The sequence below is a fragment of the Demequina aurantiaca genome, assembly GCF_050598105.1.
GTDB lineage: Bacteria > Actinomycetota > Actinomycetes > Actinomycetales > Demequinaceae > Demequina > Demequina aurantiaca_A.
Genome location: NZ_CP192436.1, coordinates 266,156 through 289,945, shown reverse-complemented (window position 1 = coordinate 289,945; position 23,790 = coordinate 266,156). Strand labels below are relative to the sequence as shown.

Annotated in this window: 21 protein-coding genes and 1 tRNA gene; 12 read left to right on the top strand and 10 right to left on the bottom strand. The window is 64.4% G+C overall.

Annotated elements, in window-relative coordinates:
- Nucleotides 1-121 precede the first annotated feature (121 nt).
- From ACQU6B_RS01320 to msrB, 3 genes are read right to left on the bottom strand one after another with little or no spacing between them, the layout of a single operon-like run.
- Entirely contained in the window at nucleotides 122-1,018 is an 897-nt protein-coding gene (locus ACQU6B_RS01320) for a hypothetical protein (protein ID WP_430868243.1), read from the bottom strand.
- A gap of 58 nt (nucleotides 1,019-1,076) precedes the next feature.
- The gene (locus ACQU6B_RS01315) at nucleotides 1,077-1,706 is read right to left on the bottom strand and encodes a hypothetical protein (protein WP_430868242.1); all 630 of its coding nucleotides are present in this window, start codon (nucleotides 1,704-1,706) and stop codon (nucleotides 1,077-1,079) included.
- On the bottom strand, nucleotides 1,699-2,202 hold the full coding sequence (msrB, locus tag ACQU6B_RS01310; RefSeq protein WP_430868241.1) for a peptide-methionine (R)-S-oxide reductase MsrB: 504 nt from the start codon (nucleotides 2,200-2,202) through the stop codon (nucleotides 1,699-1,701). The genes ACQU6B_RS01315 and msrB overlap by 8 nt, the downstream gene beginning before the upstream one ends.
- 131 nt (nucleotides 2,203-2,333) lie before the next feature.
- On the opposite strand from msrB, the gene ACQU6B_RS01305 reads away from it, so the two are divergent.
- From ACQU6B_RS01305 to ACQU6B_RS01285, 5 genes are all read left to right on the top strand, one after another.
- Entirely contained in the window at nucleotides 2,334-3,266 is a 933-nt protein-coding gene (locus tag ACQU6B_RS01305; protein ID WP_430868240.1) for a phosphotransferase, read from the top strand.
- A gap of 303 nt (nucleotides 3,267-3,569) precedes the next feature.
- The gene (locus tag ACQU6B_RS01300) at nucleotides 3,570-4,574 is read left to right on the top strand and encodes a siderophore ABC transporter substrate-binding protein (RefSeq protein ID WP_430868239.1); all 1,005 of its coding nucleotides are present in this window, start codon (nucleotides 3,570-3,572) and stop codon (nucleotides 4,572-4,574) included.
- 21 nt (nucleotides 4,575-4,595) lie between these two features.
- Nucleotides 4,596-5,576, top strand: a complete 981-nt coding sequence (locus ACQU6B_RS01295) for an ABC transporter permease (RefSeq protein WP_430868238.1) — start codon at nucleotides 4,596-4,598, stop codon at nucleotides 5,574-5,576.
- On the top strand, nucleotides 5,563-6,513 hold the full coding sequence (locus tag ACQU6B_RS01290; protein WP_430868237.1) for an iron chelate uptake ABC transporter family permease subunit: 951 nt from the start codon (nucleotides 5,563-5,565) through the stop codon (nucleotides 6,511-6,513). Before ACQU6B_RS01295 ends, ACQU6B_RS01290 begins: the two co-directional genes overlap by 14 nt.
- Nucleotides 6,510-7,268 (top strand): ABC transporter ATP-binding protein, encoded by a 759-nt coding sequence (locus ACQU6B_RS01285; RefSeq protein ID WP_430868236.1) that lies wholly within the window; start codon nucleotides 6,510-6,512, stop codon nucleotides 7,266-7,268. Before ACQU6B_RS01290 ends, ACQU6B_RS01285 begins: the two co-directional genes overlap by 4 nt.
- 161 nt (nucleotides 7,269-7,429) lie before the next feature.
- Here ACQU6B_RS01285 and chvE (ACQU6B_RS01280) read toward each other — a convergent pair whose 3' ends face one another.
- From chvE (ACQU6B_RS01280) to chvE (ACQU6B_RS01265), 4 genes are all read right to left on the bottom strand, one after another.
- Nucleotides 7,430-8,593, bottom strand: coding sequence for a multiple monosaccharide ABC transporter substrate-binding protein (chvE, locus tag ACQU6B_RS01280; protein ID WP_430868235.1), 1,164 nt, complete (start codon nucleotides 8,591-8,593; stop codon nucleotides 7,430-7,432).
- Between the two features lie 463 nt (nucleotides 8,594-9,056).
- Entirely contained in the window at nucleotides 9,057-10,235 is a 1,179-nt protein-coding gene (mmsB, locus tag ACQU6B_RS01275; protein ID WP_430869261.1) for a multiple monosaccharide ABC transporter permease, read from the bottom strand.
- Complete coding sequence (mmsA, locus tag ACQU6B_RS01270) at nucleotides 10,235-11,803, bottom strand: multiple monosaccharide ABC transporter ATP-binding protein (RefSeq protein WP_430868234.1); 1,569 nt, start codon at nucleotides 11,801-11,803, stop codon at nucleotides 10,235-10,237. Before mmsA ends, mmsB begins: the two co-directional genes overlap by 1 nt.
- Nucleotides 11,804-11,878: 75 nt before the next feature.
- Entirely contained in the window at nucleotides 11,879-13,042 is a 1,164-nt protein-coding gene (gene chvE, locus ACQU6B_RS01265) for a multiple monosaccharide ABC transporter substrate-binding protein (protein ID WP_430869260.1), read from the bottom strand.
- Between the two features lie 251 nt (nucleotides 13,043-13,293).
- Between chvE (ACQU6B_RS01265) and ACQU6B_RS01260 the strand changes: the two genes are divergently transcribed.
- From ACQU6B_RS01260 to ACQU6B_RS01250, 3 genes are all read left to right on the top strand, one after another.
- Nucleotides 13,294-14,025, top strand: a complete 732-nt coding sequence (locus ACQU6B_RS01260) for an AzlC family ABC transporter permease (protein WP_430868233.1) — start codon at nucleotides 13,294-13,296, stop codon at nucleotides 14,023-14,025.
- Nucleotides 14,022-14,336, top strand: coding sequence for an AzlD domain-containing protein (locus ACQU6B_RS01255; protein ID WP_430868232.1), 315 nt, complete (start codon nucleotides 14,022-14,024; stop codon nucleotides 14,334-14,336). The genes ACQU6B_RS01260 and ACQU6B_RS01255 overlap by 4 nt, the downstream gene beginning before the upstream one ends.
- Nucleotides 14,337-14,388: 52 nt before the next feature.
- Nucleotides 14,389-14,461: transfer RNA gene (locus ACQU6B_RS01250), tRNA-Lys, on the top strand.
- 60 nt (nucleotides 14,462-14,521) lie between these two features.
- Here the strand turns inward: ACQU6B_RS01250 and ACQU6B_RS01245 are convergent.
- Together ACQU6B_RS01245 and ACQU6B_RS01240 are read right to left on the bottom strand one after the other, a co-directional pair.
- Nucleotides 14,522-15,127, bottom strand: a complete 606-nt coding sequence (locus ACQU6B_RS01245) for a DUF305 domain-containing protein (RefSeq protein WP_430868231.1) — start codon at nucleotides 15,125-15,127, stop codon at nucleotides 14,522-14,524.
- A 100-nt stretch (nucleotides 15,128-15,227) separates the two neighbouring features.
- The gene (locus ACQU6B_RS01240) at nucleotides 15,228-15,587 is read right to left on the bottom strand and encodes a hypothetical protein (protein ID WP_430869259.1); all 360 of its coding nucleotides are present in this window, start codon (nucleotides 15,585-15,587) and stop codon (nucleotides 15,228-15,230) included.
- A 231-nt stretch (nucleotides 15,588-15,818) separates the two neighbouring features.
- Here ACQU6B_RS01240 and ACQU6B_RS01235 point away from each other — a divergent pair, with 231 nt between their 5' ends.
- The 3 genes from ACQU6B_RS01235 to ACQU6B_RS01225 all read left to right on the top strand — a co-directional run bounded on the left by ACQU6B_RS01235 (nucleotide 15,819) and on the right by ACQU6B_RS01225 (nucleotide 20,741).
- Nucleotides 15,819-17,339 (top strand): CotH kinase family protein, encoded by a 1,521-nt coding sequence (locus ACQU6B_RS01235; RefSeq protein WP_430868230.1) that lies wholly within the window; start codon nucleotides 15,819-15,821, stop codon nucleotides 17,337-17,339.
- A 195-nt stretch (nucleotides 17,340-17,534) separates the two neighbouring features.
- Nucleotides 17,535-20,234, top strand: coding sequence for a beta strand repeat-containing protein (locus ACQU6B_RS01230; RefSeq protein WP_430868229.1), 2,700 nt, complete (start codon nucleotides 17,535-17,537; stop codon nucleotides 20,232-20,234).
- 90 nt (nucleotides 20,235-20,324) lie between these two features.
- Nucleotides 20,325-20,741 carry a DUF1761 domain-containing protein gene (locus ACQU6B_RS01225; RefSeq protein WP_430868228.1) on the top strand — a complete coding sequence of 139 codons (417 nt, stop codon included), beginning with the start codon at nucleotides 20,325-20,327 and terminating at the stop codon, nucleotides 20,739-20,741.
- Nucleotides 20,742-20,866: 125 nt separating this feature from the next.
- On the opposite strand, the gene ACQU6B_RS01220 is transcribed toward ACQU6B_RS01225, so the two are convergent.
- Nucleotides 20,867-22,705 carry a cytochrome c biogenesis protein DipZ gene (locus ACQU6B_RS01220; RefSeq protein WP_430868227.1) on the bottom strand — a complete coding sequence of 613 codons (1,839 nt, stop codon included), beginning with the start codon at nucleotides 22,703-22,705 and terminating at the stop codon, nucleotides 20,867-20,869.
- 242 nt (nucleotides 22,706-22,947) lie between these two features.
- On the opposite strand from ACQU6B_RS01220, the gene ACQU6B_RS01215 reads away from it, so the two are divergent.
- Nucleotides 22,948-23,643: a fasciclin domain-containing protein gene (locus tag ACQU6B_RS01215; protein WP_430868226.1), complete on the top strand. Its 696-nt coding sequence runs from the start codon at nucleotides 22,948-22,950 to the stop codon at nucleotides 23,641-23,643.
- Nucleotides 23,644-23,790: the final 147 nt, after the last annotated feature.

Below are 23,790 nucleotides of genomic sequence, written 5' to 3'. Positions count from 1 at the left end.
CCAGTGGTCCTGTCTGGAGAAGAAAGCGACATCGGACTGGGAGCGCCAGTCGGCGCAAAGGCCGCTCGAGGCGGCTGGTATTGGAGCCCGGGGCTTCCGCAGTCCGACGTCGATTACTACCCTACGCCTGCTCGGGCATGGGCGCACACGAATCCGCGTTGCGCGAACCTTCATCAGTGAAGTTGAGCGCGGGCAGAACCCGGACGTCGACCCACCACTCGAGTGGGGCTCCCGGCTCGATAAACAGAACGCGGTCACGTTCCATGGCGAGCGCGAGTGCGTCGCGATAACCGTTGCTCGGCTCGATCGCGATGATCGGTTCGCGAGAGAAGGCGCCGTTGTCGAACCACACGCCGACGTACGGGCAGTTATCGGACCACGCCAAGTCGAGCTGACTGCCGTCCGCTCGGACCAGCGACGCCGAGGTGACGGGCTCCTGGGGGTCCGCGTACCACTTGCGGTATCCCCCAGCATCCACCGTGTCGATCGTCGCCAGCGCGTCGTCAATGGCTATCAAAGGCTCGTCAGGATCGATCACGTCGACGACCCTGACAGCGTCTATCTTGACGCGCGTGCCAGGCGGCGCGCAGAACTGAGGGTGCGCGGCCCACAGGAAGGGGATTCGGTCGCGCAGTGCCGTCGCGCGGTAACTCATCCGGATACCTCCTGGGACCTCCCGGATGGAGCGCTCGAAGGCGAATCCCAGACCCTCACGGACGATGCTGGCGTGGGCGGCTGTGCCGGCGAACGGGTGATCCCACAGGTCTCCGTGATCCGGCATAGCCTCGTCGTTCACGACGCACGCGTCGACGGTGGGAGCGCACTCGTCCCAACCGGCCATCTCAGCATCCGTGAACGGCGCGCCCGGTGCCCGAGCCCTGCCGGGTTCGGCTTGGGCCAGCCACTCGCGCCCGGTTCGGTCCACCAACGAGGTGATCTTCGCGCCGCGCTCAAGGTCGACTGTGAGGTCGAAGTGATCGGTGGACAGCGAGTTCACGACGCCCTGTTCCGTTGTCATGCCATCTCCTACTTTTGTCATGCCTCGGGCCGTGACCTGGACGGGAAGGTCCTCGAGCTCAGTCCAGTCGACCCTCACGGAACATCGCGGCACAGCGCTCAAGGTCCTCGCCGGTGCGCAGCAACTGCGCGGCCCGCAGGGTGGTTTGGTGAGCGCGCTCATCGGCATGCCCGTCGTCGGACTCCGCCTCGAAGGCGGCCCCGGTGGCCACCACTCGGCAGAACGCCCCGGCGCGCTCGAGAGCCACGGCCAGGTCTCCGGAGAAAACCCCAGACAGCACCGAGTCGGCAAGCGTCTTGACCTCCTTTGGCCCCGGGGGGTCCTCGACGCCGGCGATCGCGTGCCGCACATTCGCAGCCCGCACGCCGTGATGGTAGGACCTCGCAACAGCATCGGCATCGTGCTGCACCCACTCGCGCAGCATGTAGATGCGCCACAAGGCACCTGGCAGAGTGTGGGCTCCCGCCTTCGACCACATCATGGCGACGGTGTCGATGCCCTCCTCGTCAACCAGGCGTATGAGCTTTTCTACGAGCTTGGGGTCACCCGCCTCGCGAGCCTGCGCGACGATAGCGCCGGCCGTCTCATGAGCGATGAGACCGATGTCGGCGGGGTCGATGTCGCCCTCGATCTGCTCGGCCTCCTCCATCTCGAGCATGGCCGGCCGGCGGTACCGGTGCTCAACCATTGGAGGGGTGGTCAATCTTGCCGTAGGGGCCCGGGTCGGGGTCATCGAAACCCGCGCCCGCGTTGTACGGCAGCGCACCGGACTCCTGGTCCGCCCGCTCCGCCTCGGTCTCGAACGTCAGGCAGACGGAGTTGATGCAGAATCGGTCGCCCGTGGGGGTCTGCGGTGCGTCCTTGAAGATGTGGCCGAGGTGCGACTCGCAGGTGGCGCAGCGAACCTCGGTGCGCACCATGCCTAGGCTCGCGTCCTCGCTGAGAACGACGGCGTCGTTGGAGGCCTCGAAGAAACTCGGCCACCCGCAGTGCGCGTCGAACTTGGTGTCCGAGCGGAAGAGCTCCGCGCCGCATGCGCGACAGGAGTAGATGCCGTCACGCTGGTTGTCGAGCAACTGGCCGGTTCCGGGGCGCTCGGTACCCGCCTCGCGAAGCACCGCGTACTCCTCGGCGGACAACTCCTCGCGCCATTGCGCGTCGGTCTTTTCGATCTTGGGGCTCATAGTGGCTCCTTCCGGTTTCAGCCTACGCTCCGTCCAGCACGATTCCGTCGCGCGTCGGGCGTAATAGATAGACACCGTCGGAGCACGATTTGTTCCGCGCCCGCCTGCAACGCGGTGCTAGCGTCATGGACATGACCGGCGCCCCCATCCCCACCCGCGTGGGCGCGAACGGCCCTCCCCCCGCTCACGAGTCGATCACCCCCGAGACTGCCAGGGCCCTGCTGACCGACCAGTTTCCCGAACTCAGTGGGCTGAAACTCGGCACCCGTTTTGACGGCTGGGACATGGTCACCTACCGCCTTGGCGAGAGTCTCGCGCTGCGCATCCCGCGCGTCCAGGCCGCGGTAACGTCCCTGGCCACCGAGGTCCGGTGGCTATCCGAGCTCTCCCCCGGCTGGAGCTTCCCGCACCCGCGCATCGAGCAAGTCGGGACGCCCGGGCGCGGCTATCCGTGGCCGTGGGCCGTGGTCTCCTACGTGCCCGGCGGCACCGCGGACGCGCTTCCCCTTGCCGCCGATGCGGGGGTCGACTTGGGCCTCGCCCTCGCCCAGGTGCACTCCCCGGCGCCGGATGACGCTCCGGTCAACAAGGAACAGTCGGTGCGGATGACAGAGCGGGCCGACGACGTGGCGTGGGCACTGGCGCAACTCTCCGATGCGCGCGGCCCCGCGGGCGAGCGAGTCGACGCCCGAGCAGCGAGCGCCATCTGGTCGGCAGCGATGGCCGCCGCCGAGCCCACGCAGCGGCTCTGGTGTCACGCGGACGCGCACGGCTCCAACATCCTGTCCGACGGCGGCGCATTCGCCGGCATCATCGACTGGGGCAAGATGGCGGTCGGGGACCGCGCGGTCGACCTCGGCTTCCTCTACACAGCGATGGCTCCCGGCGGCGCCGAGGTCGCGCTCGCCACCTACCGCGACGCCACGCGATGCGACGACCCCAACCTCGAGTCTCGAGCCCGCGGCATTGCGCTCAACAAGTGCCTGATGTGGGCGACGCTCGACCGCCCGGCCAACGTGACCATGGCTTGGCGCGGCCTCAACTCACTGGCCGTCACCTCCTAGACCGCCGCCGGCGCCCCTTGGGCACCGGCTCCCTGAGGCTGCGGCTCCCCCGACCGCGCTCGCCGTCGCCCGTCGCCCGCCGTCCGTCGCCCGCCGCCCGTCGTCCGTCGCCCGCCGTCCGTCGTCCGCACATAAGGCGCCTCCGAGCTATCGCAAACGCTCCCGTCGCCCCTGGTTACGCACCACCCAGCGCCGTATTTGGCGTTTACGCAACTCTCTAGTACCGTAATTCCCGCCGGCCCACTTAGGTATGCCTTACCTCACTTCTGGGGTAGTTTATGCCCCATTTACTAGGAGATTCCCTTGACCTTCGCCAACCAGCTCCGCGGAGTCACCCTCGTGGCCGTCGCCGCGATCACCCTGGCCGCCTGCTCTAGCGCGGACGATGACACCGCCGCCTCGACCGACGCCTCCTCCGCGTCGCCCTCATCCGTCGCGGCGTCCTCCGCAGCCGCCGCACCCACCGAGGTCTCCGTCCAGACCTACCAGGGCGAGGTCACCGTGCCCGCGAACCCGCAGACCGTAGTGGTCTTCGAGCACGGGATTCTCGACACCATCGACGCGCTTGGCGCCGGCGACGCAGTGGCGGGCATCCCCCACCACGCGGTGCCGTCCTACCTCTCGGACTACACCACCCCGACGGCAAACACCGGGACGCTCTTCGAGCCGGACTACGAGGCCATCAACGCCCTCGAGCCCGACCTCATCATCGTCGGCGGCCGCTCCGCGGCGACGCTGCCCGAGATGGAGAAGATTGCCCCCACCATCGACCTCAGCTTCGACTGGGAGACGGACGCCTTCCAGACTTCGCTGCAGAACAACACCACGACCCTTGGCGCAATCTTTGGCAAGGAAGCGGAGGCCAGCGCGGCGCTCACCGACGTTGCCGAGCAGTCAGCGGCCATCAACGCCGCTGCGGCCGATGCGGGCAAGGGCCTGGTCGTCATGACCTCCGCCGGAGAGGTGTCCGCCTACGGACCCGGCTCGCGTTTCGACTTCGTCTACAACCTGCTCGGCATCGAGCCGGCCGCAGACCAGGTCGCTATCGATGACCATGGAGATGCGATCTCGTTCGAGTTCATCGCGCAGACTGATCCCGACGTGCTGATCGTGCTCGACCGCGACGCAGCCATCGGCGAGGAGGGCGACAGCGCTCAGGCAGTGCTCGACAACGACCTAGTCAACGGCACCGCTGCGGTCACCAACGACAAGGTCGCCTACGTCGACACCGAAAAGTGGTACCTGAGCTTTGGCGGCCTGACCGCGCTGCAGGGGATCTTCGACGACATGAACACCGTCGTCAGCTAGATTGCCACCAGCCTCATTTCAATGACTCGAAGCCCCAAGATTGCGGCCGTCGCCCCCTGGGCGGCGGCCGCTCTCGTGCTCGTCCTAGCAGCGGCTTCGCTGTTCATCGGGGTCGTCGACATCTCTCTGCACGACGTACTCACCGACCCAGAAGCGCGCGCTGTCTTTGCCGTCAGCCGCGTGCCGCGGACCGTCGCGCTCTTGCTGGCGGGCGCGTCCATGGCCGTCGCCGGGCTGATCATGCAACACCTCGCGCGAAATCGGTTTGTGTCCCCCACCACCGCGGGCACCATCGACGCCGCCGCGCTGGGGCTCCTGACCGCAACCCTGCTCTTCGCCGGCGCATCGGTCATGGGCAAGATCATGATCGCGATGCTGTTCGCGCTAGCCGGGTCGCTGCTGTTCATCGTCCTCATCCAGCGCATTCAGTTCAAAGACCTGATCCTGGTGCCGCTCGTCGGACTCCTGCTGGGCGGGGTCTTCCGGGCGATCGCCGAGTTCTTCGCCTATCGCAACAACCTGACGCAGACACTCGACGTGTGGCTCAACGGCGACTTCTCCGGAGTCATCCAGGGCAGGTACGAGACCCTCTACTTTGCCGGCGTCGTGACAATCGCCGCGTACGTCTTCGCCAACTGGTTCACCGTGGCGGGCATGGGGCGGGACTTCGCCACGAACGTTGGGGTCAACTACCGCGTGGTGCTGGGCACCGGGCTCACCATCGCCGCTCTCGCCACGGCCACCGTCGTGGTGACCGTTGGCGCCATCCCGTTCCTGGGGCTGATCGTGCCCAACATCGTGACCCTCATGCTGGGGGACAACATGCGGCGCGTGCTGCCGACGACGGCACTCGCGGGAGCCGCCCTAGTGATCGCCTGCGACATGCTGGGCCGCGTGATCATCTTCCCCTACGAGATTGCCGTCGGCACCATCGTTGGGGTCGTCGGGTCCGCGGTCTTCCTGGTGCTCGTGCTGAAGAGGAACCGCTATGCGCAGGCCTAGCGTCCTCATTGCAGCGCTGACGCTGCTCGCCATTGGCGCCGCGGCGGTGTTCCTCACCTGGGGCGTCGACGGCCACTGGGACTTCGCGTTGCCGCGCCGAGCGCAGCAGGTCGCGGCGCTGGTGATAGTCGGCGCAGCGATCGCCGTGAGCACCGTCATCTTCCAAACCATCACGCGCAACCGCATCCTCACCCCGTCGATCATGGGATTCGATGCGCTCTACGTGCTGCTCGCGACGTCGTTGGTGTTCTTCCTGGGCTCCGCCACCGCCGCGTCAATTCCGCCGCTCACCATGTTCCTGATCCGAGCAGGCCTGCTCATGGTCTCGGCGACGCTGCTGTACCGGGCGGTGCTCGGCAACGGCAAGCGCGGGCTGTACACCCTGGTGCTGGTGGGAGTAATCGCGGGCACGCTTTTCAGCTCCCTCACGTCGTTCATGTTCCGGGTGATGGACCCCAACGCCTACGACGCCCTACTGGCCGATCTGTTCGCGAGTTTCAACGCCATCGACACCACCTTGCTGGGCATCAGTTCCGTGCTGCTGGCGGCGGGCATCGGCGCCGCGTACTGGCTGGGCCCGCAGCTGGACGTCCTGACCCTGGGCCGCGAGCGGGCCATCACCCTTGGGGTGAACTACCAGCGTGCGCTCACCCAGATCCTGCTTGTGATCGGCCTGCTGGTGTCCGTCTCAACCGCACTGATCGGACCAATCAGCTTCCTGGGGCTGCTGGTGGCAAACCTCGCGTACCAACTCACCCGCACCTACAAGCACGCGGTGAACCTCACCGTTGCCGCGCTCATCGCAATCGTCGCGCTGCTGGCCGGACAGGCGCTCCTGCAACACGTACTGCACTTCAACGGAACGCTCAGCTCCATCATCAATCTGGTGGGCGGCATCTACTTCATCCTCTTGCTCGTGAAGGAGTCGCAAAAATGATCAAAGTGACAGACCTGACCAAGGCCTACGACAAGACGGTGGTCGTCGACCAAGTCTCCGTCTCGATTCCCGATGCGGGAGTCACCTCGATCATCGGGGCGAACGGTGCGGGCAAGTCCACGCTGCTATCGATGGTCAGCCGCATCCTCGACGCGGACGCGGGATCGGTTGAGGTGGACGGGATTGACGTCTTCAACGCGCCCTCACGCGAGATCGCTACGCGGCTGTCGATCCTTCGCCAGGAGACCCACATGACCGCCCGCATTACCGTGAGGGAAGTGGTCGAGTTTGGCCGATACCCGCACTCGCGCGGTCGGCTCACTGCCGAGTGCAAGAGCAAGGTCGATGACGCGATCGAGTACTGCGACCTGGGCGAGTTCTCGAGCCGCGGCATTCACGAGCTCTCCGGCGGCCAGCGCCAGCGCGCGTTCATCGCGATGGTGCTCGCTCAGGACACACGGTACGTACTGCTGGACGAGCCCCTCAACAACCTGGACATGCCGCACGCGACCAGCGTGATGAAGCTGCTGCGAAAGCTGGCGGACGACCACGGCAAGTCCATCGTGCTGGTCCTGCACGACATCAACTACGCGAGCGTCTACTCGGATCGGATCGTGGCCATGAGGGACGGGGTGATCGTGGCCGATGGCGCACCGGAAGCCGTCATGAACCCCGGCACCCTGGAGAGCATCTACGGCATGCCCTTCTCCGTCCTCGACCTCGACGGCGACCTCATCGCCGCCTACTTCCGCTGACCCGCCGCGCTGCTGACCGTTCACTGCCACCCACCCTCAGGGAAAACCATGACCATCGCCATGGCGGGGTGCGCCTAGCGCGCCGGTCACGGTAGCGGCCTCAGCCGCGACGCAGAAAAGCGGTGCCGACCCGCATTGCGCGAGCCGACACCGCCGTCGGATTATTCTGCGAGACCGGCTTCGATCTCAGCAGCCGACCAGTATCCCGAGTCGACGAGCAACTCGTTGATGTTGTTCTGATAGACGATGTCCGACTCGAGTAGGTAGGCCGGAACAATCTTGGTGCCGTTGTCGTACGTCTCCGTGTCGTTGGGCACGGGGGTTTCGCCGGACAGGAACGCGACCGATGCCGTCACGGCCTCTGCGGCGAGCTTGCGAGTGTCCTTGAAGATGCTTGAGAACTGAACGTCATCCTGGATCAACTTCACCGACGCGATCTCCGCGTCCTGACCGGAGACGATGGGCATGCCATCGGCAATGGTCGGACCGTAGCCGGCGTTTGCAAGTGCGGTCAGGATTCCGCGTGCAACACCATCGTTCGGCGCCAGTACTCCGTCGAGCGAGTCGTCGGGGTAGTTCGCGGTGATCAGGTCTTCCATGCGCTTCTGAGCGGTTTCCTGGGCCCAGTTGCGAGTGGCGACCTGAGCGATGTCAACCTGTCCCGAGGGAACAACGAGCACACCGGAGTCAATGTACGGCTGCAGCGTGTCCAACCCGCCGCCGTAGAAGAAGTGGGCGTTGTTGTCGTCCAGCGAACCGGCGAACAACTCGATGTTGAATGGTCCAGTTTCGCCGGTCTCAGTGCCGTCCTCGTTGAGGATGCCGAGGCCCACGAGCAGCGAGGTAGCCTGCTGTACGCCCACCTGGTAGTTGTCGAACGTCACGTAGAAGTCGACGTTCTCGCTGTCACGAATCAGGCGGTCATACGAGATCACGGGGATGCCCGCCTCCGCAGCGGCCTCAAGCTGGCCGGACAGCGCCGTGCCGTCGATGGCCGCGATGATCAGCAGCTGGTCACCGTTGGTGATCATCCCGTCAATCTGCTGGGACTGGGTGGGGATGTCGTCGGCCGCGTACTGCAGGTCGACGGTGTAACCCTGCTCCTCGAGTCCGGCCTTGACTGCGTCGCCGTCAGCAATCCAGCGTTCGATGGTCTGGTTGGGCATCGCGACACCGATGGTGCCCTTTTCCATGGCCGCGCCACTTGTAGTCGCGTCTGGGGCTGCCGACGTCGAGCCGTCGTCTCCCGCTCCGCTTCCGCTGCACGCTGCGAGCGTGAATACCATTGCAGCTCCAGCTGCCGCGGCAAAGAACTTCTTACCCATTTCTTCTCCTCTTTGAGAACACCACCCGCCACTTTGCGAGCTTGAGTGCAAGCCACCGCACCCACCATTGGTTGTGGACGACAGCAAATCCGCTTGTATTCAAGACTCTAACTCAGGGTGGACGGAACACGCCCGGACAGCCTGTCTCGTTTCAGTAACGATGACAAATCTTTGGCGAGACAACATATTCGCTGGTTTTGAGCGTAAAAATGGCGTCAGTCCGCGGTCACCGCGCCGCCCTAAGCAGCCGGGCTCGCGCGGCGATCGGGCCGTCCCCTGCGGGCCACTCCGCCGTCGCTTTCTCTCGAGCGTGGGTTCAACTCTTGATATCTACCTCGCCCAAAGACGGCATCGGCTGAGCGGAGGCTGGTGCAGAGGCGAGCCCCTCGCGACGGCGCGCACACACGCAAATGGCCCGCCCCCTCGAGAGGGGACGGGCCAGAAGCTTGGCTGCGCTACCTATCTAGCGGGCACCTGCGCGGCGCTTGTTGTAGACGTCGAAGGCGACTGCGAGGAGCAGCACTAGGCCCTTGACGACAGCCTGGATCGACTGGTCGATGCCCATGAGCTGCATGCCGTTGGACATGACGGCCATGATCAAACCACCGACAATGGCGCCGGTCACGCGACCCACACCACCGGTCACTGCGGCACCACCGATGAAACAGGCGGCGATCGCGTCGAGCTCGAACATGTTTCCGGCCGCTGGTTGAGCGCCGTTAGAACGAGACGAGTAGACCACGCCGGCCACACCGGCAAGGAGGCCCATGTTGAGCATGATGCCGAAGTTGACCCAGCGCACCTTGACGCCGGACAGCATCGCTGCGGAGAGGTTTCCACCGATGGCGTAGACGTGGCGGCCGAACACCGAGCGGGTCGTGACCAAGGTGTAGACAATGATCAGGAACGCGAGGAGGATCAGCACGTTCGGCAGGCCGCGGGCCTGCGACAGCTGCCAACCGAACCACATGACGACAGCCGCAATAACGGCCAGGCGCAGGATGAACAGTGCGGTTGCCTCTACGGGCTGGTTGTAAGAGAGTCGGTTACGACGGCTGCGGTAAGCGGAGAAGGCGTATCCCACGACCGCGAAAGCGAAGATCACGAGGGTGAAGACGTCGAAGCCCTGCCCACCTAGCAAACCGTCCTGGAATCCAGCAGCGATTTCCGTGTATGCGGCGGGGAACGGCGAGAGCGAGATGTTGCCGAGCACCAAGAGCGTAAGCCCGCGGAACAGCAGCATGCCCGCCAGCGTGGTGATGAATGCCGGGATACCGACGAAAGCCACCCAGAAGCCCTGCCATGCGCCAACCAGAGCGCCGGTGATGAGGGCCGCGATCACGCCAACCCACCACGGCACTCCCTGCTTGATGACGAGGACTGCGGAGACCGCGCCGGTCAGGGCGACCACGGAGCCGACCGAGAGGTCGATGTGCCCCGCGATGATCACGATCACCATGCCGATCGCGAGGATCAGGATGTAGGAGTACTGCAGGATGATGTTCGTGACGTTCGTCGCGCTGAGCAGGGTGCCACCCGTTAAGAATGCGAACAGAGCGACGATGAGGACGAATGCGATGTAGATGCCGCTCGTGCGGATGTTGCGAGTTGCGAGCTCGCGAAGGTTCGCGGTACCGGCCATCATGACAGGACCTCCTTGTCCTCGGTCATCTTGGTTTGCTCCCTTTCTTGCGTCATAAGTTCCATGAGGCGCTCAGGTGTCGCTTCCGCGACGGGCATCTCTCCGGTCATCCGCCCAAAGGCGAGTGTGTAAATGCGATCACACGTGCCGAGCAGTTCTGGAAGCTCGGACGAGATGATGACGACGGCTTTACCCGCAGCCACCAAGCGGTTGATGATCGTGTAAATCTCGTACTTCGCCCCGACGTCGATTCCACGGGTGGGTTCATCGAGGATCAGCACATCGGCATCGGAGTAGATCCACTTGCTGAGCACAACCTTCTGCTGGTTACCACCAGAGAGGTTGCCCACGACCTGCATGACCGACGGTGACTTGATGTTCATGCTTTCGCGGTACTCTTCCGCGATCTTCATCTCTTCGTTGCCGTTAACCCAGCCGTTCGACGACAGCTTGCCGAGCGCTGCGGAAGAGATGTTGGTACGGATGTCCTGAATCAGGTTGAGCCCGTACTTCTTGCGGTCTTCGGTGGCGTAAGCGAGTCCGTTGTCGATGGCCTCGGCGACGTCGCGAATGCGAATGAGCTCGCCGCGCTTGTAGATCTCGCCCGAGATGTCACTTCCGTAACTGCGTCCGAACACGCTCATCGCGAGCTCGGTGCGACCCGCACCCATGACGCCAGCGATTCCGACGACCTCGCCCGCGTGAACATTGAAGTTCGCGCGGTCGACGACGATGCGGCCGGACTGGGTGGGGTGATGCACCGTCCAGTTCTCCACACGGAGCATCTCTTCGCCAACCTCGTGCGCACGCGAGGGGTAGCGGTTTTCGAGCTCGCGTCCCACCATGCCCTTGATGATGCGGTCCTGAGTGGACTCGGGCTCGCTCATATCGATGGTCTCGATGGTGAGCCCGTCGCGCAGGATGGTCGTGCGGTCGGCGATCTCGACGATCTCGTTGAGCTTGTGAGAAATCATGATCGAGCCGATGCCGCGCTCCTGAAGCTTGCGCAGGAGTCCCAGCAGGTGCTCGGAGTCGGAATCGTTGAGTGCGGACGTGGGCTCGTCCAGGATGAGAAGCTGCACTTCCTTTGAAAGCGCCTTCGCGATCTCGATGAGCTGCTGCTTTCCCACACCGAGCTGGCCCACCGGGGTCAGCGGGTTCTCGTCGAGTCCAACCTCAGCCATGAGAGCCATTGCCTCGTGGTTGGTGCGGTTCCAGTCGATCAGTCCGCTACTGCCGCGACGCTCGTTGCCAAGAAAGATGTTCTCGGCCACGGAGAGGTAGGGCACCAGAGCAAGCTCCTGGTGGATGATGACGATGCCTTTTGCTTCACTGTCGTTAATGCTGTGAAACTCGACGGTCTCGCCCTTGAAAACTATGTCGCCCGTATAGGAGCCGTGGGGATAAACACCGGACAGCACCTTCATGAGCGTTGACTTGCCTGCACCGTTCTCGCCGCAGATGGCGTGTATCTCGCCATCGACTACGTCGAGCTCGACGTCCTCCAGGGCCTTGACCCCGGGAAAAGTCTTGGTGATCTTACGCATCTCAAGGATGTTCTTGGACATGACTCACCTCCATTGGTGAAAGATCGGACGAGAGTGGTGTCGGCCCGCGCAAGGCGGGCCGACACCACCGTCTGATTACTCGGCTACGCCGGACTCGATCTCTGCAGCGGTCCAGTACTCGGACTGGACGAGGAGCTCGTCGATGTTGTCCTTGTAGACGATGTCCGACTCGAGGAGGTAGGACGGAACAACAAACACACCGTTGTCGTACGTGGTGGTGTCGTTGGCGACAGGCTCGCCACCCGAGAGGAACGCGTCGGCTGCGGTCACTGCTTCTGCAGCGAGCTTACGAGTGTCCTTGAAGATGGTCGCGAACTGAATGTCGTCGGCGATGAGCTTGACCGACGCGATTTCTGCGTCCTGACCGGTGACGATGGGCATGCCATCGGCGATGGTCGGGCCGTAGCCAGCGTTAGCAAGTGCGGTCAAGATGCCGCGCGAGATGCCGTCGTACGGTGACAGCACGCCGTCAAGCGAGCCGTCGGGGTAGTTGGCGGTGATCAGGTCTTCCATACGCTTCTGAGCGGTTTCCTGTGCCCAGCGAAGCGTCGCGACCTGCTCGATCTCGGTCTGACCCGACGGGACAACCAGCACACCGGAGTCGATGTAAGGCTGCAGCGTGTCAGCAGCGCCACCGAAGAAGAAGTGAGCGTTGTTGTCGTCCAGCGAACCAGCGAACAGCTCGACATTGAACGGACCCGTAGCGTCACCCTCTGAACCATCCTGGTTGAGGATGCCGAGGCCCACGAGCAGCGAGGTAGCTTGCTGCACGCCGACGGTGTAGTTGTCGAACGTCACGTAGAAGTCGACGTTCTCGCTGTCACGGATAAGGCGGTCGTATGCAATCACGGGGATGCCCGCGGCGGCGGCAGCGTCAAGCTGGCCCGACAACGCAGTTCCATCGATCGAGGCGATGATGAGAAGCTCATCACCGTTGGTGATCATCGAGTCAATCTGCTGTGCCTGGGTGGGGATGTCGTCGCCCGCGAACTGCAGGTCAACGGTGTAGCCCTGCTCCTCGAGGCCGGCCTTGACTGCGTCGCCATCGGCGATCCAGCGCTCGGACGTCTGAGTGGGCATTGCGACACCGACGGTGCCCTTTTCGCCTGCTGCTGCGCTAGTCGAAGCATCGGGCGCTGCCGACGTGGCTCCGTCGTCGCTTGCTCCGCTTCCGCTGCACGCGGCGAGCGTGAATACCATTGCAGCTCCAGCTGCTGCGGCAAAGAACTTCTTACCCATCATTTTCTCCTCCTTGAGAACACAACCCGCCGCTTTGCGGGTTTGAGTGCATGCCATTATGTTCACGTTCACATTCACATGTCAATGCGAGTTGATCACGGTTGCATTACGGTTGCGTTCAAGACTCTAACTCAATTATTCGGCCGCCACAAACCGTTTGGTGTCTCGATTTGGTAACGAGGGCCGCATCGGCATGTTGGACTAAAATACCTGGTAAAACCGTTGCTCGTGGGGCGTGAGAGACTAGCGCGGTGAACCTCTCCCCTGAACCCGGCGTACCGCGCGGAGCCCGCGCGGGCCCGCGCATCGGCCGTGAGCAGCGTGTTGACTTCGCCGCCGGAGCCCGCGCCATCGCCCCGCTGGATCCGGGTTCCTTCGTGTTCGGCATGGCGTTCGGCGCGCTGGTGCAGGTCAGCGGCTTCAGCGCCTGGGTGGGGATGTCCGGGTCGGTCCTGGTGATGGCGGGAGCAAGCCAGATCGCCATCGTCGAGGCGCTGAGGATCGGCGCCCCGCTAGTGATCGCGGTCCTCACTGCACTAGTTATCAACGCGCGCTTCGCCCTCTACTCGGCAGCGGTCGCGCCGGTGTATTCCGCGTTCCCCAAACGCTGGAAGCTTTCCCTGGCCTACCTGATGACCGACCAGGCAGTCGCCATCACAATTCAATACCAGGACCGATACCCGGACCCGGTGCGGCGCAGGTGGTTCGTGCTGGGAGCCTCGCTGACCTACGCTGCGGCCTGGTACGCCGGCACCGCGGCGGGCATCGTGCTCGGGCCTGTCATCCCCGCCGCCTGGCAAATCGGCTTCATCGTCCCCTTGATGTTCATCGCCCTCGTGGTGCCCAACCTGCGTCACAGGAACGAGGTCGTCGCCGCCTGCGTCGCCATCGTGGCCGCACTCGCGCTCAAGGACCTGCCGCTTGGCCTCAACGTCATCGTCGCCGCCCTGGCTGGCATCGGCGCAGGAAGGCTCGTCAGATGATGCTTTTTCTAGCGTTCCTGCTGGCCGGGATCGGGACATACCTGATCCGGATTTCCGGAGTCACGCTGCTGGGTGGCGACCGCGAATTGCCGGAGTCGGTCAACAAGACGCTGAAACTAATCGCCCCAGCTGCCCTCGCCGCGATCGTGGCTAACGCTCTCATCTTGAACGGCGGCGAGTGGAGGGGATTCGGGGCGTGGCACCTCGCGGCGATCGTGGCGATTGGCGTCGCGCTGTGGACCCGGTCCATGGGCTGGACGCTGGTGGTCGGCGCCATCTCCTTCGCGGCATTGTTGGCACTCGGCCTCTAGCGTCGCGCGCACGAACACGAGGCACCCCGTGCTCCCCGGTACGATGTTTGGCGGGCCTCTAGCTCAGTTGGTAGAGCAACGGACTTTTAATCCGTGGGTCGTGGGTTCGAGCCCCACGGGGCCCACCCATTGCACGGAGGGGAGTCGGACCGCATTTGACGTAGCGGCCCGACCCCCGTCCCGACCTAGAGTTGCGCGAGCAACTCCTCCATTACGGCGATCTCCGCCGTCTGGTCATCGATTACCTGCTGCGCGAGTGCCTGCACTTCGGGACTCTTCGCGTCCTGAAGTGCAATCTCCGCCATGTCGACGGCGCCCTCGTGGTGCACCACCATTTGCTCGAGGAAGATCGCGCCGGCGTCTTCGCCCGTAGCCTCCTCGAGCACAGCCATATCCTCTGAACTCATCATGCCGTCGCCTGCGTCCTGGTCCATACCCGCGTGACCTGCAGTGCTGGTGGGGTCGAACTCAACGCCCCACGCGTCAAGCCACCCGAGCATGAGCTCGATCTCCGGAGCCTGCGCGTCCTTGATCTGTACGGCTAGATCTGTGACGCGCTCGTCGACTCCATCCTTCGCCAACACCACATCGGCCATTTCGACTGCCTGTTGGTGGTGAGGAATCATCATCGTGACGAACATCTCGTCCGCGTCGTTGAACGAGTCTGCGGACGCTGCGGTGAGTGACGGTGACGGATCGCTTGGATTGGAGTCAGTGGTTGCGCCGCACCCGGCGAGCGCTAGCGTCAGTCCGAGCGCGCCCGTCAGCAGTAAAAGGGGAAGCTTATTCATGGTTTTTGGTCTCTTCTTTTAGGTCGAATGGGTGGTTCAAAATGGCGCGGTCACGCGCCACCAGGAAGGTCGCCCCGCCGAGGCGGCAGGGTGGGACCCCTCACGTCCGACTAATGGAAAGCGCAATCAGAGAAGGTCCGCGAGGAATCAACCGCGAGACCATCGGCAAGTAGACCACCGGCGCGTATGCGCGCAACCTCACTGAGATTGACTGCCGACGTCGCGGAAGGAACAACGCGAGTCCCGCTACGAGGGCGAGCACACAGATCGCAAGCATTTCCATGTGCGACGTGCCGTGTGGGGCGGGGTGTTCGCAACCATCCGCACAGCCAGACTCAGTGTCCGCGCTGGAGTCTAGTATCGCGGCGGATGGCGAATGCACGACCGACGCAGCGACACCGTGCTGATTGCCGGGATACTCACCGTTGGAGGCGCTGAAATCCCCGCTAAAGGTGTGCATGGCGATGATCCCGGCACCGACGGCCGCGGAGACTAACGCGATGAAGAGGAAGTTTCCAAAAGGCAAGCGCCAGCGCGTCAAAGTGCGATCAAGGACCATGCTCACCTCCCGCTCGTCTGGATCACTTTACCTCCGGGACCCCCGCACGCCACCGTCTGTAGGCGCGAGTGTCCAAGCGCACTCGCAGGTCACTCTCAGGAACATCACAGCATCCGTTGGTTCTCTAGGAACATGAGAAAAAACCCACGCTTTCTAGCCAGCGTCGCCGCCTTCGGGCTCGGCGGCATCGTCCTCGCGGGCTGCAGCCCCGCTGCACCTGCCACCGAATCCGCGAGCAACGCCGCAATCGTGACCGACTCCGCCGCCCCCGCCGTGTGGGACAGCAGCGAGCTGCACACCATCGAGATCGACTACGACGAGGCCGACTACGACTCCCTCATCAGCACCTACATGACCTCCAGCGAGAAGGTGTGGATCTCCGCGACCGTCACCATCGACGGCGAGACGTTCGAGGACGTGGGCCTCAAGCTCAAGGGCAACTCCTCGTTGCGCGGACTCACCGAGGACGCCGACGCAACCGTCAGCGCTGCCAACCCGGAGGACCTCCCCTGGATCATCCGCCTAGACAAGTACGTGGACGACCAGAATCTGGACGGCGCGACCGAGTTCGTGGTGCGCGGCAACTCCTCCGAGACGTCCCTTAACGAGGCGGTCGCGCTCGACCTGCTGTCAGACGCGGGCCTCGCGGCCGAGGAGGCCATCGCGGTCAGCTTCTCCGCGAACGACTCCGAGTCAGCGTTGCGACTGGTGATCGAGAACCCCAACGACGAGTGGATGGAGCGCGAGCTGGGAGACGGCTACCTCTGGAAGGCCGAGTCCCCCGGCACCTGGGACTACGTGGGCGACGAGCCCGAGTCCTACATGGAGGCCTTCGATCAGGAGGGCGGCGAGGACAACTACGAGCCGCTCATCGACTTCCTGCAGTTCATCAACGAGTCGGACGATGCGACCTTCGGGTCCGACCTGGACCAGTGGCTCGACGTGGACTCCTTCGCCACCTACCTCGCGTACCAAAACGTGATCGACAACTTCGACGACATCGACGGCCCCGGCAACAACTCGTACCTCTACTGGGACACCGACGACGAGCAAATGACGGTGGTCAACTGGGACCTCAACCTCGCGTTCGGCCAGGAGAACATCGACGCTGGCGGCGGAAACACCGCTGAGGCGGGTCGCGGCGCAGCCGTGCCAGGTGCCGATGCTGCGGCGGGGGCCGATGCTGAGGCAGGCGCGCTTCCAGGCGCCGATGCGCAGGCTGGACAGGCGGGCGGGCGCCCCGATCGCGGCGCGCTGCCTGACGGCGCAGAACTCCCGGACGGCGCGGCACTGCCCGACGCCGGCGAACTGCCGGAAGGCGCACTTCCTCCCCAGGGAGCCGAGCTTCCCGACGACGCCGCCCTTGCTGAAGGTGCCGATGCTCAGGCTGGACTAGGCAACCGCAATGCCGGTGGTGGCGGCGGTGCGGGGGGTAGCAACATCCTCTCCGAGCGCTTCCTCGCCAACGCAGACTTCAAGGCGATGTACGACGCGGCGGTCGAAGAGCTCACCGCCTCGCTGTTCGAATCCGGCACCGCTCAGGCGTCGCTGGACACCTGGACCTCGCTGCTCAACTCAAGCGCCGCGGACCTGGTTGATCCCGAAGTGGTCGCCACCGAGTCCCAGATACTCGCGGAGAAGTTCACCTCCTAGCTAGCAAAGCACCAATGGCCGGACCGCATTCTCGCGGCCCGGCCATTGGTGCTCCCCACCAGCGAAGTGGGCAATAAAACCCCAGATAAACCGCTCATGACCCCGATGATCCGCGATAGTATTCTGGCGTCGCACTCGGTTGCGATTGCCGACGGGGCCATAAGCGTGGCGCCGCGTTAAGACTTGAGGGAATCGATGCGTCGACTTATTGCTGTCCTGGCCACCACCGCGCTTGTGTCGGGAGTCTCCCTCCCAGTCGCGCAAGCTGCCCAGTTGGAGCCGACGACGTTCGCCGAGCTGAAGGCGGCGGCAGCGGTCTGCGCCGACGGCGACACCCTCGTCGTTCCCAGTGACCTGTCGGGCGACACCATCACCGTCAACTGCGACCTCACCATTGACTTGGCCGGCCACACCCTCGACACCGACGGCGTGATCGTCAGCCCCACCAACACCCTGACGATCGACGACACCGCCGGCGGCGGCACGCTCATCGCCGACGGCAGTTCAAAGGAAGAAGCCGCAGGCATCGGCGTAACCGTGGGGGCGACCCTCATCGTCATCAACGGAAACATCGACGCGACCGGCAACGAAATCGGTGCTGGCATCGGAGGGTACGGCTTGTACCCCGGCGGCGGGACCGTCACCGTTGACGGTGGCACCGTCACCGCGACCGGCGGCAGCAAGGCTGCCGGGATAGGCAGCAGCCAGTTCGCATCTGGCGGGACCGTCACCATTGGCGGTGGCACCGTCACCGCGACCGGTGGCAGCCAGGCTGCTGGGATCGGCGGCGGCGTGTACGCAGATGGCGGGACCGTCACCATTGACGGCGGCACCGTCACCGCGACCGGTGGCAGCCAGGCTGCTGGCATCGGTGGCGGAAACTTCGGCGCCGGTGGAGCCGTCACCATCGCGAGCGGAGCTGTCGTCACAGCCTCAGCCGGGGCACAGGTGAATGGAAATCAGGCCCCGTCTGCTGTGGGCACCGGGGAATATAACGGTGTATCCGGCCTGGGGTTCGGTTCGCTGAGCGTCGCCGGCGACCTCTACCTACCCTCAAGCCAACTTGCCATTCCGGACTCGATGCTGGGCGACGAGGTCACCGTGACCCCCACCGGGCGCATCCTCGGCACCGTCGGCGACGAAACCATCGGTGCCACCATCAGTGGAGCGGGCCAGATCCGCAATGGCGGCGTCATCGCCCTCGACGCCTCCAACGTCACGGTGACTGAGCACAACTACCTCGTCACCTTCGACACCCTGGGCGGCACCAACCCGGCCGATGTGCGCGTGTTCGCCACCAGTTTTGCCACCGGGTTCCGCACCTTCCCGGCGCCTCCCACAGGTGCCGTGTGGGCTTCCGCGTCGGATGGCAGCGGCACCCCCGTCTCCGCGAGCACCGAATTGACCGGCGACACAACCTTCTACGCGGTATCCGGGTTCGAAGCGATCGCCACGATGGCGGCTCACTGCACCGACGGCGACACCATCACTATCCCCGGCGACCTGTCGGGCGGCACCATCACCGTCGACTGCGACCTGACCATTGACTTGGCCGGCCACACCCTCGACACCACCGGAGTAGATGTCGAGGGCACCAACACCCTGACGATCGACGACACCGTCGGCGGCGGCACGCTCATCGCCGACAGCAGTTCAAGGCTAAATGCGGCGGGCATCCGCGTGCCAGTGGGGGCGACCCTCATCGTCAACAACGGAATCATCGACGCCACCAGCGGCGACGACGGTGCTGGAATCGGCGGCATCAACGGCTTCGGTGGCAACGATGAGGGCGACGCCGGGACCGTCACTATCAACGGTGGAACCGTCACCGCAACCAGCCGTATCGCTGCTGGAATCGGCGGCGGGTGGGGCGGGGCCGGCGGGCCAATCAACATCAACGGCGGCCAAGTCACCGCGACCAGTGGCGGCCCAAGTGCTGGACTCGGCGGCAGCTTTGACGGTGCTGGCGGGCCGGTCATCATCGGCGAAGGTGCCGTAGTCTCTGCATCCGGGGGTTACGCATACGACGGTTCTGGGAAGGCTTACCGAACGTCGGCGGTGGGTTCTGGCAGCGAAGTCACTGACTCATTCGGTTCCCTCAGTGTTGCGGGTGACCTCTACCTAGGCCTTGACGGCGACCAACTCGGCGGAATGCTACGGATACCGGCCGGCACGGTGGTGGACGTGAAGCCCACCGGTCGCATCCTGGGCCTCGTCGACGATCCCTACCAAGGTGCTGGTATCAGTGGGGACGGCGAGATCGCCAACGGCGGCGTCATCGCGCCGCTCACTTATGCAGTGACGGTTACCGTGACCGGAAATAATTACCTCGTCTCCTTTCACCATGATTTCACCACCGCACCCAGCCCGTACCTTGTGCGCGTCTTCGCCACCAGTTTCGATGCGGGGTTCCGCACCTTCCCGACCCCACCAGGGCTAGACGGTTGGAACACCGCGGCCGATGGCACTGGGGACTGGTACTACGGCTCCACCACGCTGACCGGGGACACCGATCTCTTCATGGTGCCCGACGCGAACCTCACCATCATCCCGTCGGCAACGAGCGTGGACCAGGGCGGCAGCCTGACGTTCGACGTCACCGGCGTGAACAACAACGGCGACCCCCTGGACACGACCGATGTGGTCCTCACCAGCTCGGTCGCGACCGACGAGGTCGACGGGCTTACCGTGACGTTCCCGCACGCGAGCCCTCACACCATCACCGCGACCCTCGGTGGGGTCACTACGTCCGTGACAGTCGAGGTCAATCCCGCCGCATCCGAACTTGCGCAGACTGGAATATTCGAAGATGTGAACGCGACACTCGCCTGGGCAGCGGCGCTCCTGTTTGCTGGGCTTGGAATCACCTTGGTGAGAGGTCGACGCCGCGCGTGAGGGCTAAATAGCCGGCGCTGTCGATCTGGGCGGGCCGGTGCGTCATGAGGGTACGCGGCGCCCGCCGCGACGCTTCCTCAAGGAGACCTCATGAACTTCGCACTGCTCGCCCTCGCCGCCTTTCTCGCGACGCTCAGCTCAATTGTGGTGGGGACGCTCTGGTACCGGCCACGCGTCTTCGGAAACCGTTGGCAGGCGCTTACGGGCATCGATCCCAACAAGCCAGTGAACCCGGCGGTGACGTACGGCGGCACCTTTGCGGCGACGGCCGTGACAGCCGTGGTGCTCGCCATTGCCGCGCACGTGACTGGCTCCTACTTCGCTCTCGACAGCCTGCCTGCTGCATTGCTCGCCTCGTTGGTTCTCTGGGCGGGTCTCACCGCCAGCCGGATGCTGGTTCATGACCTGTTTGCGAGCAAGGACTTAACGATTTGGCTGATCGACGCGGGATACGAGTTGGTCACCCTGCTAGTCATGGGGGCGATCATCGGTCTCATCGGCGGCTGAGTTGGCTTAGGCCAGAAACCCGGGCCCGTTTGCTTAACTCCCGACAGACACAAAGAACGCCCGATGCCGGGGGGTAGTCCCCCCAGCATCGGGCGCCTCCGTCGGGGCTATCCCTCACCTAGATCTCAGCCAAAGGTGAAGGAGTAAGCCTCGACTCCCTTGCCGACCACCACGTCGAGTACGTGCTGGCCTTCGCTTACCTCCGCGGCCATCTGATAGGACCGCGGGGTGCCGTCCACCTCGATCACCCTGGAGCTGCCGTTGTCCAGGGTCACCGTGACCTGACCGGAACCGGCGAGCACCATGCGCACCTCGGTGGCGTGGAAGTTCAAACGGACCGCAGCATCGGCCGCCGTGGGCGTCGCGTACTGAGTCTCGAGCGTCCAGGCGCCCTCTAGCGCGAAGGTGTCGTCGGGCTGGTCTGCGGCGAACGCGTACTCGCCCTCACCCGGCTTGTAGCGATCCGTGCCGGCGTAGTTCTCATCCTTGGACGTGCCAAGGAAGGTCTCCTGAGTGGTCGAACCGAGGTCAGGGGTGTCATCCGTGGTCTCGGTCGCCGCGGGCAGCTCGACACCAGGATTGGCGTCCTCGAGGAGCTCGCGGATCAGCTTCTCCGTTGTCGCATAGTTGCCCTCGCCAAAGGCGATGTGGCGGACCGTACCCTCGGCATCGATCAGGTAGTGCGCGGGCCAGTAACGGTTCCGGTAATTAGTCCAGGTCGACAGGTTGTTATCGAGGGCGACCGGGTACGTGATGCCAAAGTCCTCGGCGCCGGCCCGTACGTTGCCCTCGTTTTTCTCGAAGGCGTACTCGGGAGAGTGGATGCCGATGACGTTGAGCCCCGCGTCGCGGTAGGCGTCGTCCCAACCCACCACATGGGGGATGGAGCGCTGGCAGTTGATGCAGGAGTACGCCCAGAAGTCCACGAGTACTACCTCTCCGCGTAGGTCCTCCAGGTCGATGGCCGCGTCTCCGGGGGTGTTGAACCAGGATTCGATTCCCTTGATGCTGGGCGCGGTGCCGCAGGACTCGAGCTCAGGCGCACCGTCGGAGCACTGGTCGAGGTCCTTGTTCTCGTCGTTCACCAGGCCGCCAAGGGCCAGTGCCTCGCGGGCACTCTCGTTGTCGGTGAGCTGCTCCTGGACTCCAGCGGTGTAATCGGGCAGCAGGGTCTGGAGCTTCTGCGGCACGTTGAAGGCAAGCCCGACGGCGAGCAGGATCAGCGCGAGGCCGGCGGCGATGCGCAGCCCGCGTTCGCGCCGGCGGAAGGCCTTGACGCGCTCGGCGAGGCCGCGGCCCGCGAGGGCGAAGAACAACAGCGGGATGGCGACGCCGATGGCGAACGACACTGTCAGCAAGACGGTTCCGGCGCCTATCTGCCCGGTCGAGCCGGCGACGATGATGGCGGCGAGGACCGGACCTGCGCAGGGCACAAACACTGCACCCAGCGCGAGGCCGACGCCAAAGCCGTTCTTCTTGGAGTCGACGTTGCGCTTGGGAAGGAACGCGAAGGGCTTCTCGAGGATGTACTCGAACTTGGGGACAATCAGGCCGATGCCGATCAGGATCAGCACCACCATGGCCACCCAACGGATGATGTCCTGCGGCAGGTTGAGCACGCTCAACAGCACCGAGCCGATCAGCGTCACCAGCGTGAAGCTGGTGACCAGGCCGGCGATGACGAGGTACGGGCGCCAGCGGGAGACCTCCTGTTGTGGGGCGAGGGGAACTGCGTCCGCATCGGCGCCGCTCCTGATCACGCCCGCCGAGCCGGCGCGGATCGACGCGCCTGCTCCTACTTGCCCGCTGATGCCCGCTCCTACCTTTTGGCGCGGGGCAGATGCCTTTCCGGTGCGAGCCGACTGCGCTCCTCCGGTAAGGAAGATGACCGGCAGCACCGGCAATATGCAGGGCGAGATGCCCGTGATCAGACCGCCGAGCAGTCCGATGATGATGAGTTCCATGTCCGTGCCTCCGTTGAGTTACGGGAGGTTCGCTCGGGGTGCCTCGTTGGATTGCTCGGAGTGCTTCTTCGCTGTATTTACCTGCCGTTTTGGGGGGATACGAAAACTTTCCGCATTGCGACCAATCCGTGCCACCGCATCGGGCGAACCCCTCCTGAAGTCGCAATCAAGCGGCGGGCAACCCACCAGGGAAGCCACGGACCAAGGCCCGTTCAGGCGGGCCGAACACTATGGAGGAAATCATGGCTACACGTACTAAGAAGCTCACTCAGGGATTCGCACTCGTCTTCGCCGGAGCCCTGGCGCTGTCCGCATGTTCCTCGTCCGGCTCGGACGATGCGACCGAGACCGCCGACTCGACGCCCGCAATGACGCAGGAAGCAACCCCCGCCCCCGCCATGTCGGAGAGCGCCATGGCCGAGGGCACGATGGACCCGGCCGCCAACCTCGTCGGTGGCGCGTGTGCCGCTTATGCGGAGGCAGTGCCTGACGGAGCCGGCTCGGTGCAGGGCATGTCGCAGGACCCCGTCGCTGTCGCCGCGTCCAACAACCCGCTACTGACTACCCTCGTGGCCGCGGTCAGCGGACAGCTCAACCCCGATGTGGACCTGGTCGACACCCTCAACGGCGACGAATTCACCGTGTTCGCACCGGTAGACGACGCGTTCGCCAAGATCGACGCGGACACCATCGAGGTCCTCAAGACGGACAGCGACCTGCTGAGCTCGATCCTCACCTACCACGTGATCCCCGGCCAGATCGAGCCCGCGGACATCGACGGCACCTTCACCACCGTGAACGGCGCGGACCTGACGGTGACCGGCAGTGGCGACGACATCATGGTCAACGGCGAGTCCACCGTGGTCTGCGGCGGCGTCCAGACCGCGAACGCGACCGTGTACCTGGTCGACACCGTGCTCATGCCCCCGGCTAACTAATAGCCGGTAGTTCACCCAACGGCAGGCGGCCGATGCTCACTCCAGTGAGCATCGGCCGCCTGTTTTCGCGTTCGCCGGGCGCGACGGTATTGATGGCATAGGATCCGATTTCCGACACCAGCTGGTGGGCCGTGATCCAAGACCCCG

Coding starts and splice junctions, on each gene's coding strand:
- ACQU6B_RS01320 (WP_430868243.1), bottom strand. CDS start 1,018: ATGACAACGGAACAGGGCGTCGTGAACTCGCTGTCCACCGATCACTTC.
- ACQU6B_RS01315 (WP_430868242.1), bottom strand. CDS start 1,706: ATGGTTGAGCACCGGTACCGCCGGCCGGCCATGCTCGAGATGGAGGAG.
- msrB (WP_430868241.1), bottom strand. CDS start 2,202: ATGAGCCCCAAGATCGAAAAGACCGACGCGCAATGGCGCGAGGAGTTG.
- ACQU6B_RS01305 (WP_430868240.1), top strand. CDS start 2,334: ATGACCGGCGCCCCCATCCCCACCCGCGTGGGCGCGAACGGCCCTCCC.
- ACQU6B_RS01295 (WP_430868238.1), top strand. CDS start 4,596: ATGACTCGAAGCCCCAAGATTGCGGCCGTCGCCCCCTGGGCGGCGGCC.
- ACQU6B_RS01290 (WP_430868237.1), top strand. CDS start 5,563: ATGCGCAGGCCTAGCGTCCTCATTGCAGCGCTGACGCTGCTCGCCATT.
- ACQU6B_RS01285 (WP_430868236.1), top strand. CDS start 6,510: ATGATCAAAGTGACAGACCTGACCAAGGCCTACGACAAGACGGTGGTC.
- chvE (WP_430868235.1), bottom strand. CDS start 8,593: ATGGGTAAGAAGTTCTTTGCCGCGGCAGCTGGAGCTGCAATGGTATTC.
- mmsB (WP_430869261.1), bottom strand. CDS start 10,235: ATGGCCGGTACCGCGAACCTTCGCGAGCTCGCAACTCGCAACATCCGC.
- mmsA (WP_430868234.1), bottom strand. CDS start 11,803: ATGTCCAAGAACATCCTTGAGATGCGTAAGATCACCAAGACTTTTCCC.
- chvE (WP_430869260.1), bottom strand. CDS start 13,042: ATGGGTAAGAAGTTCTTTGCCGCAGCAGCTGGAGCTGCAATGGTATTC.
- ACQU6B_RS01255 (WP_430868232.1), top strand. CDS start 14,022: ATGATGCTTTTTCTAGCGTTCCTGCTGGCCGGGATCGGGACATACCTG.
- ACQU6B_RS01245 (WP_430868231.1), bottom strand. CDS start 15,127: ATGAATAAGCTTCCCCTTTTACTGCTGACGGGCGCGCTCGGACTGACG.
- ACQU6B_RS01240 (WP_430869259.1), bottom strand. CDS start 15,587: ATGCACACCTTTAGCGGGGATTTCAGCGCCTCCAACGGTGAGTATCCC.
- ACQU6B_RS01235 (WP_430868230.1), top strand. CDS start 15,819: ATGAGAAAAAACCCACGCTTTCTAGCCAGCGTCGCCGCCTTCGGGCTC.
- ACQU6B_RS01230 (WP_430868229.1), top strand. CDS start 17,535: ATGCGTCGACTTATTGCTGTCCTGGCCACCACCGCGCTTGTGTCGGGA.
- ACQU6B_RS01225 (WP_430868228.1), top strand. CDS start 20,325: ATGAACTTCGCACTGCTCGCCCTCGCCGCCTTTCTCGCGACGCTCAGC.
- ACQU6B_RS01220 (WP_430868227.1), bottom strand. CDS start 22,705: ATGGAACTCATCATCATCGGACTGCTCGGCGGTCTGATCACGGGCATC.
- ACQU6B_RS01215 (WP_430868226.1), top strand. CDS start 22,948: ATGGCTACACGTACTAAGAAGCTCACTCAGGGATTCGCACTCGTCTTC.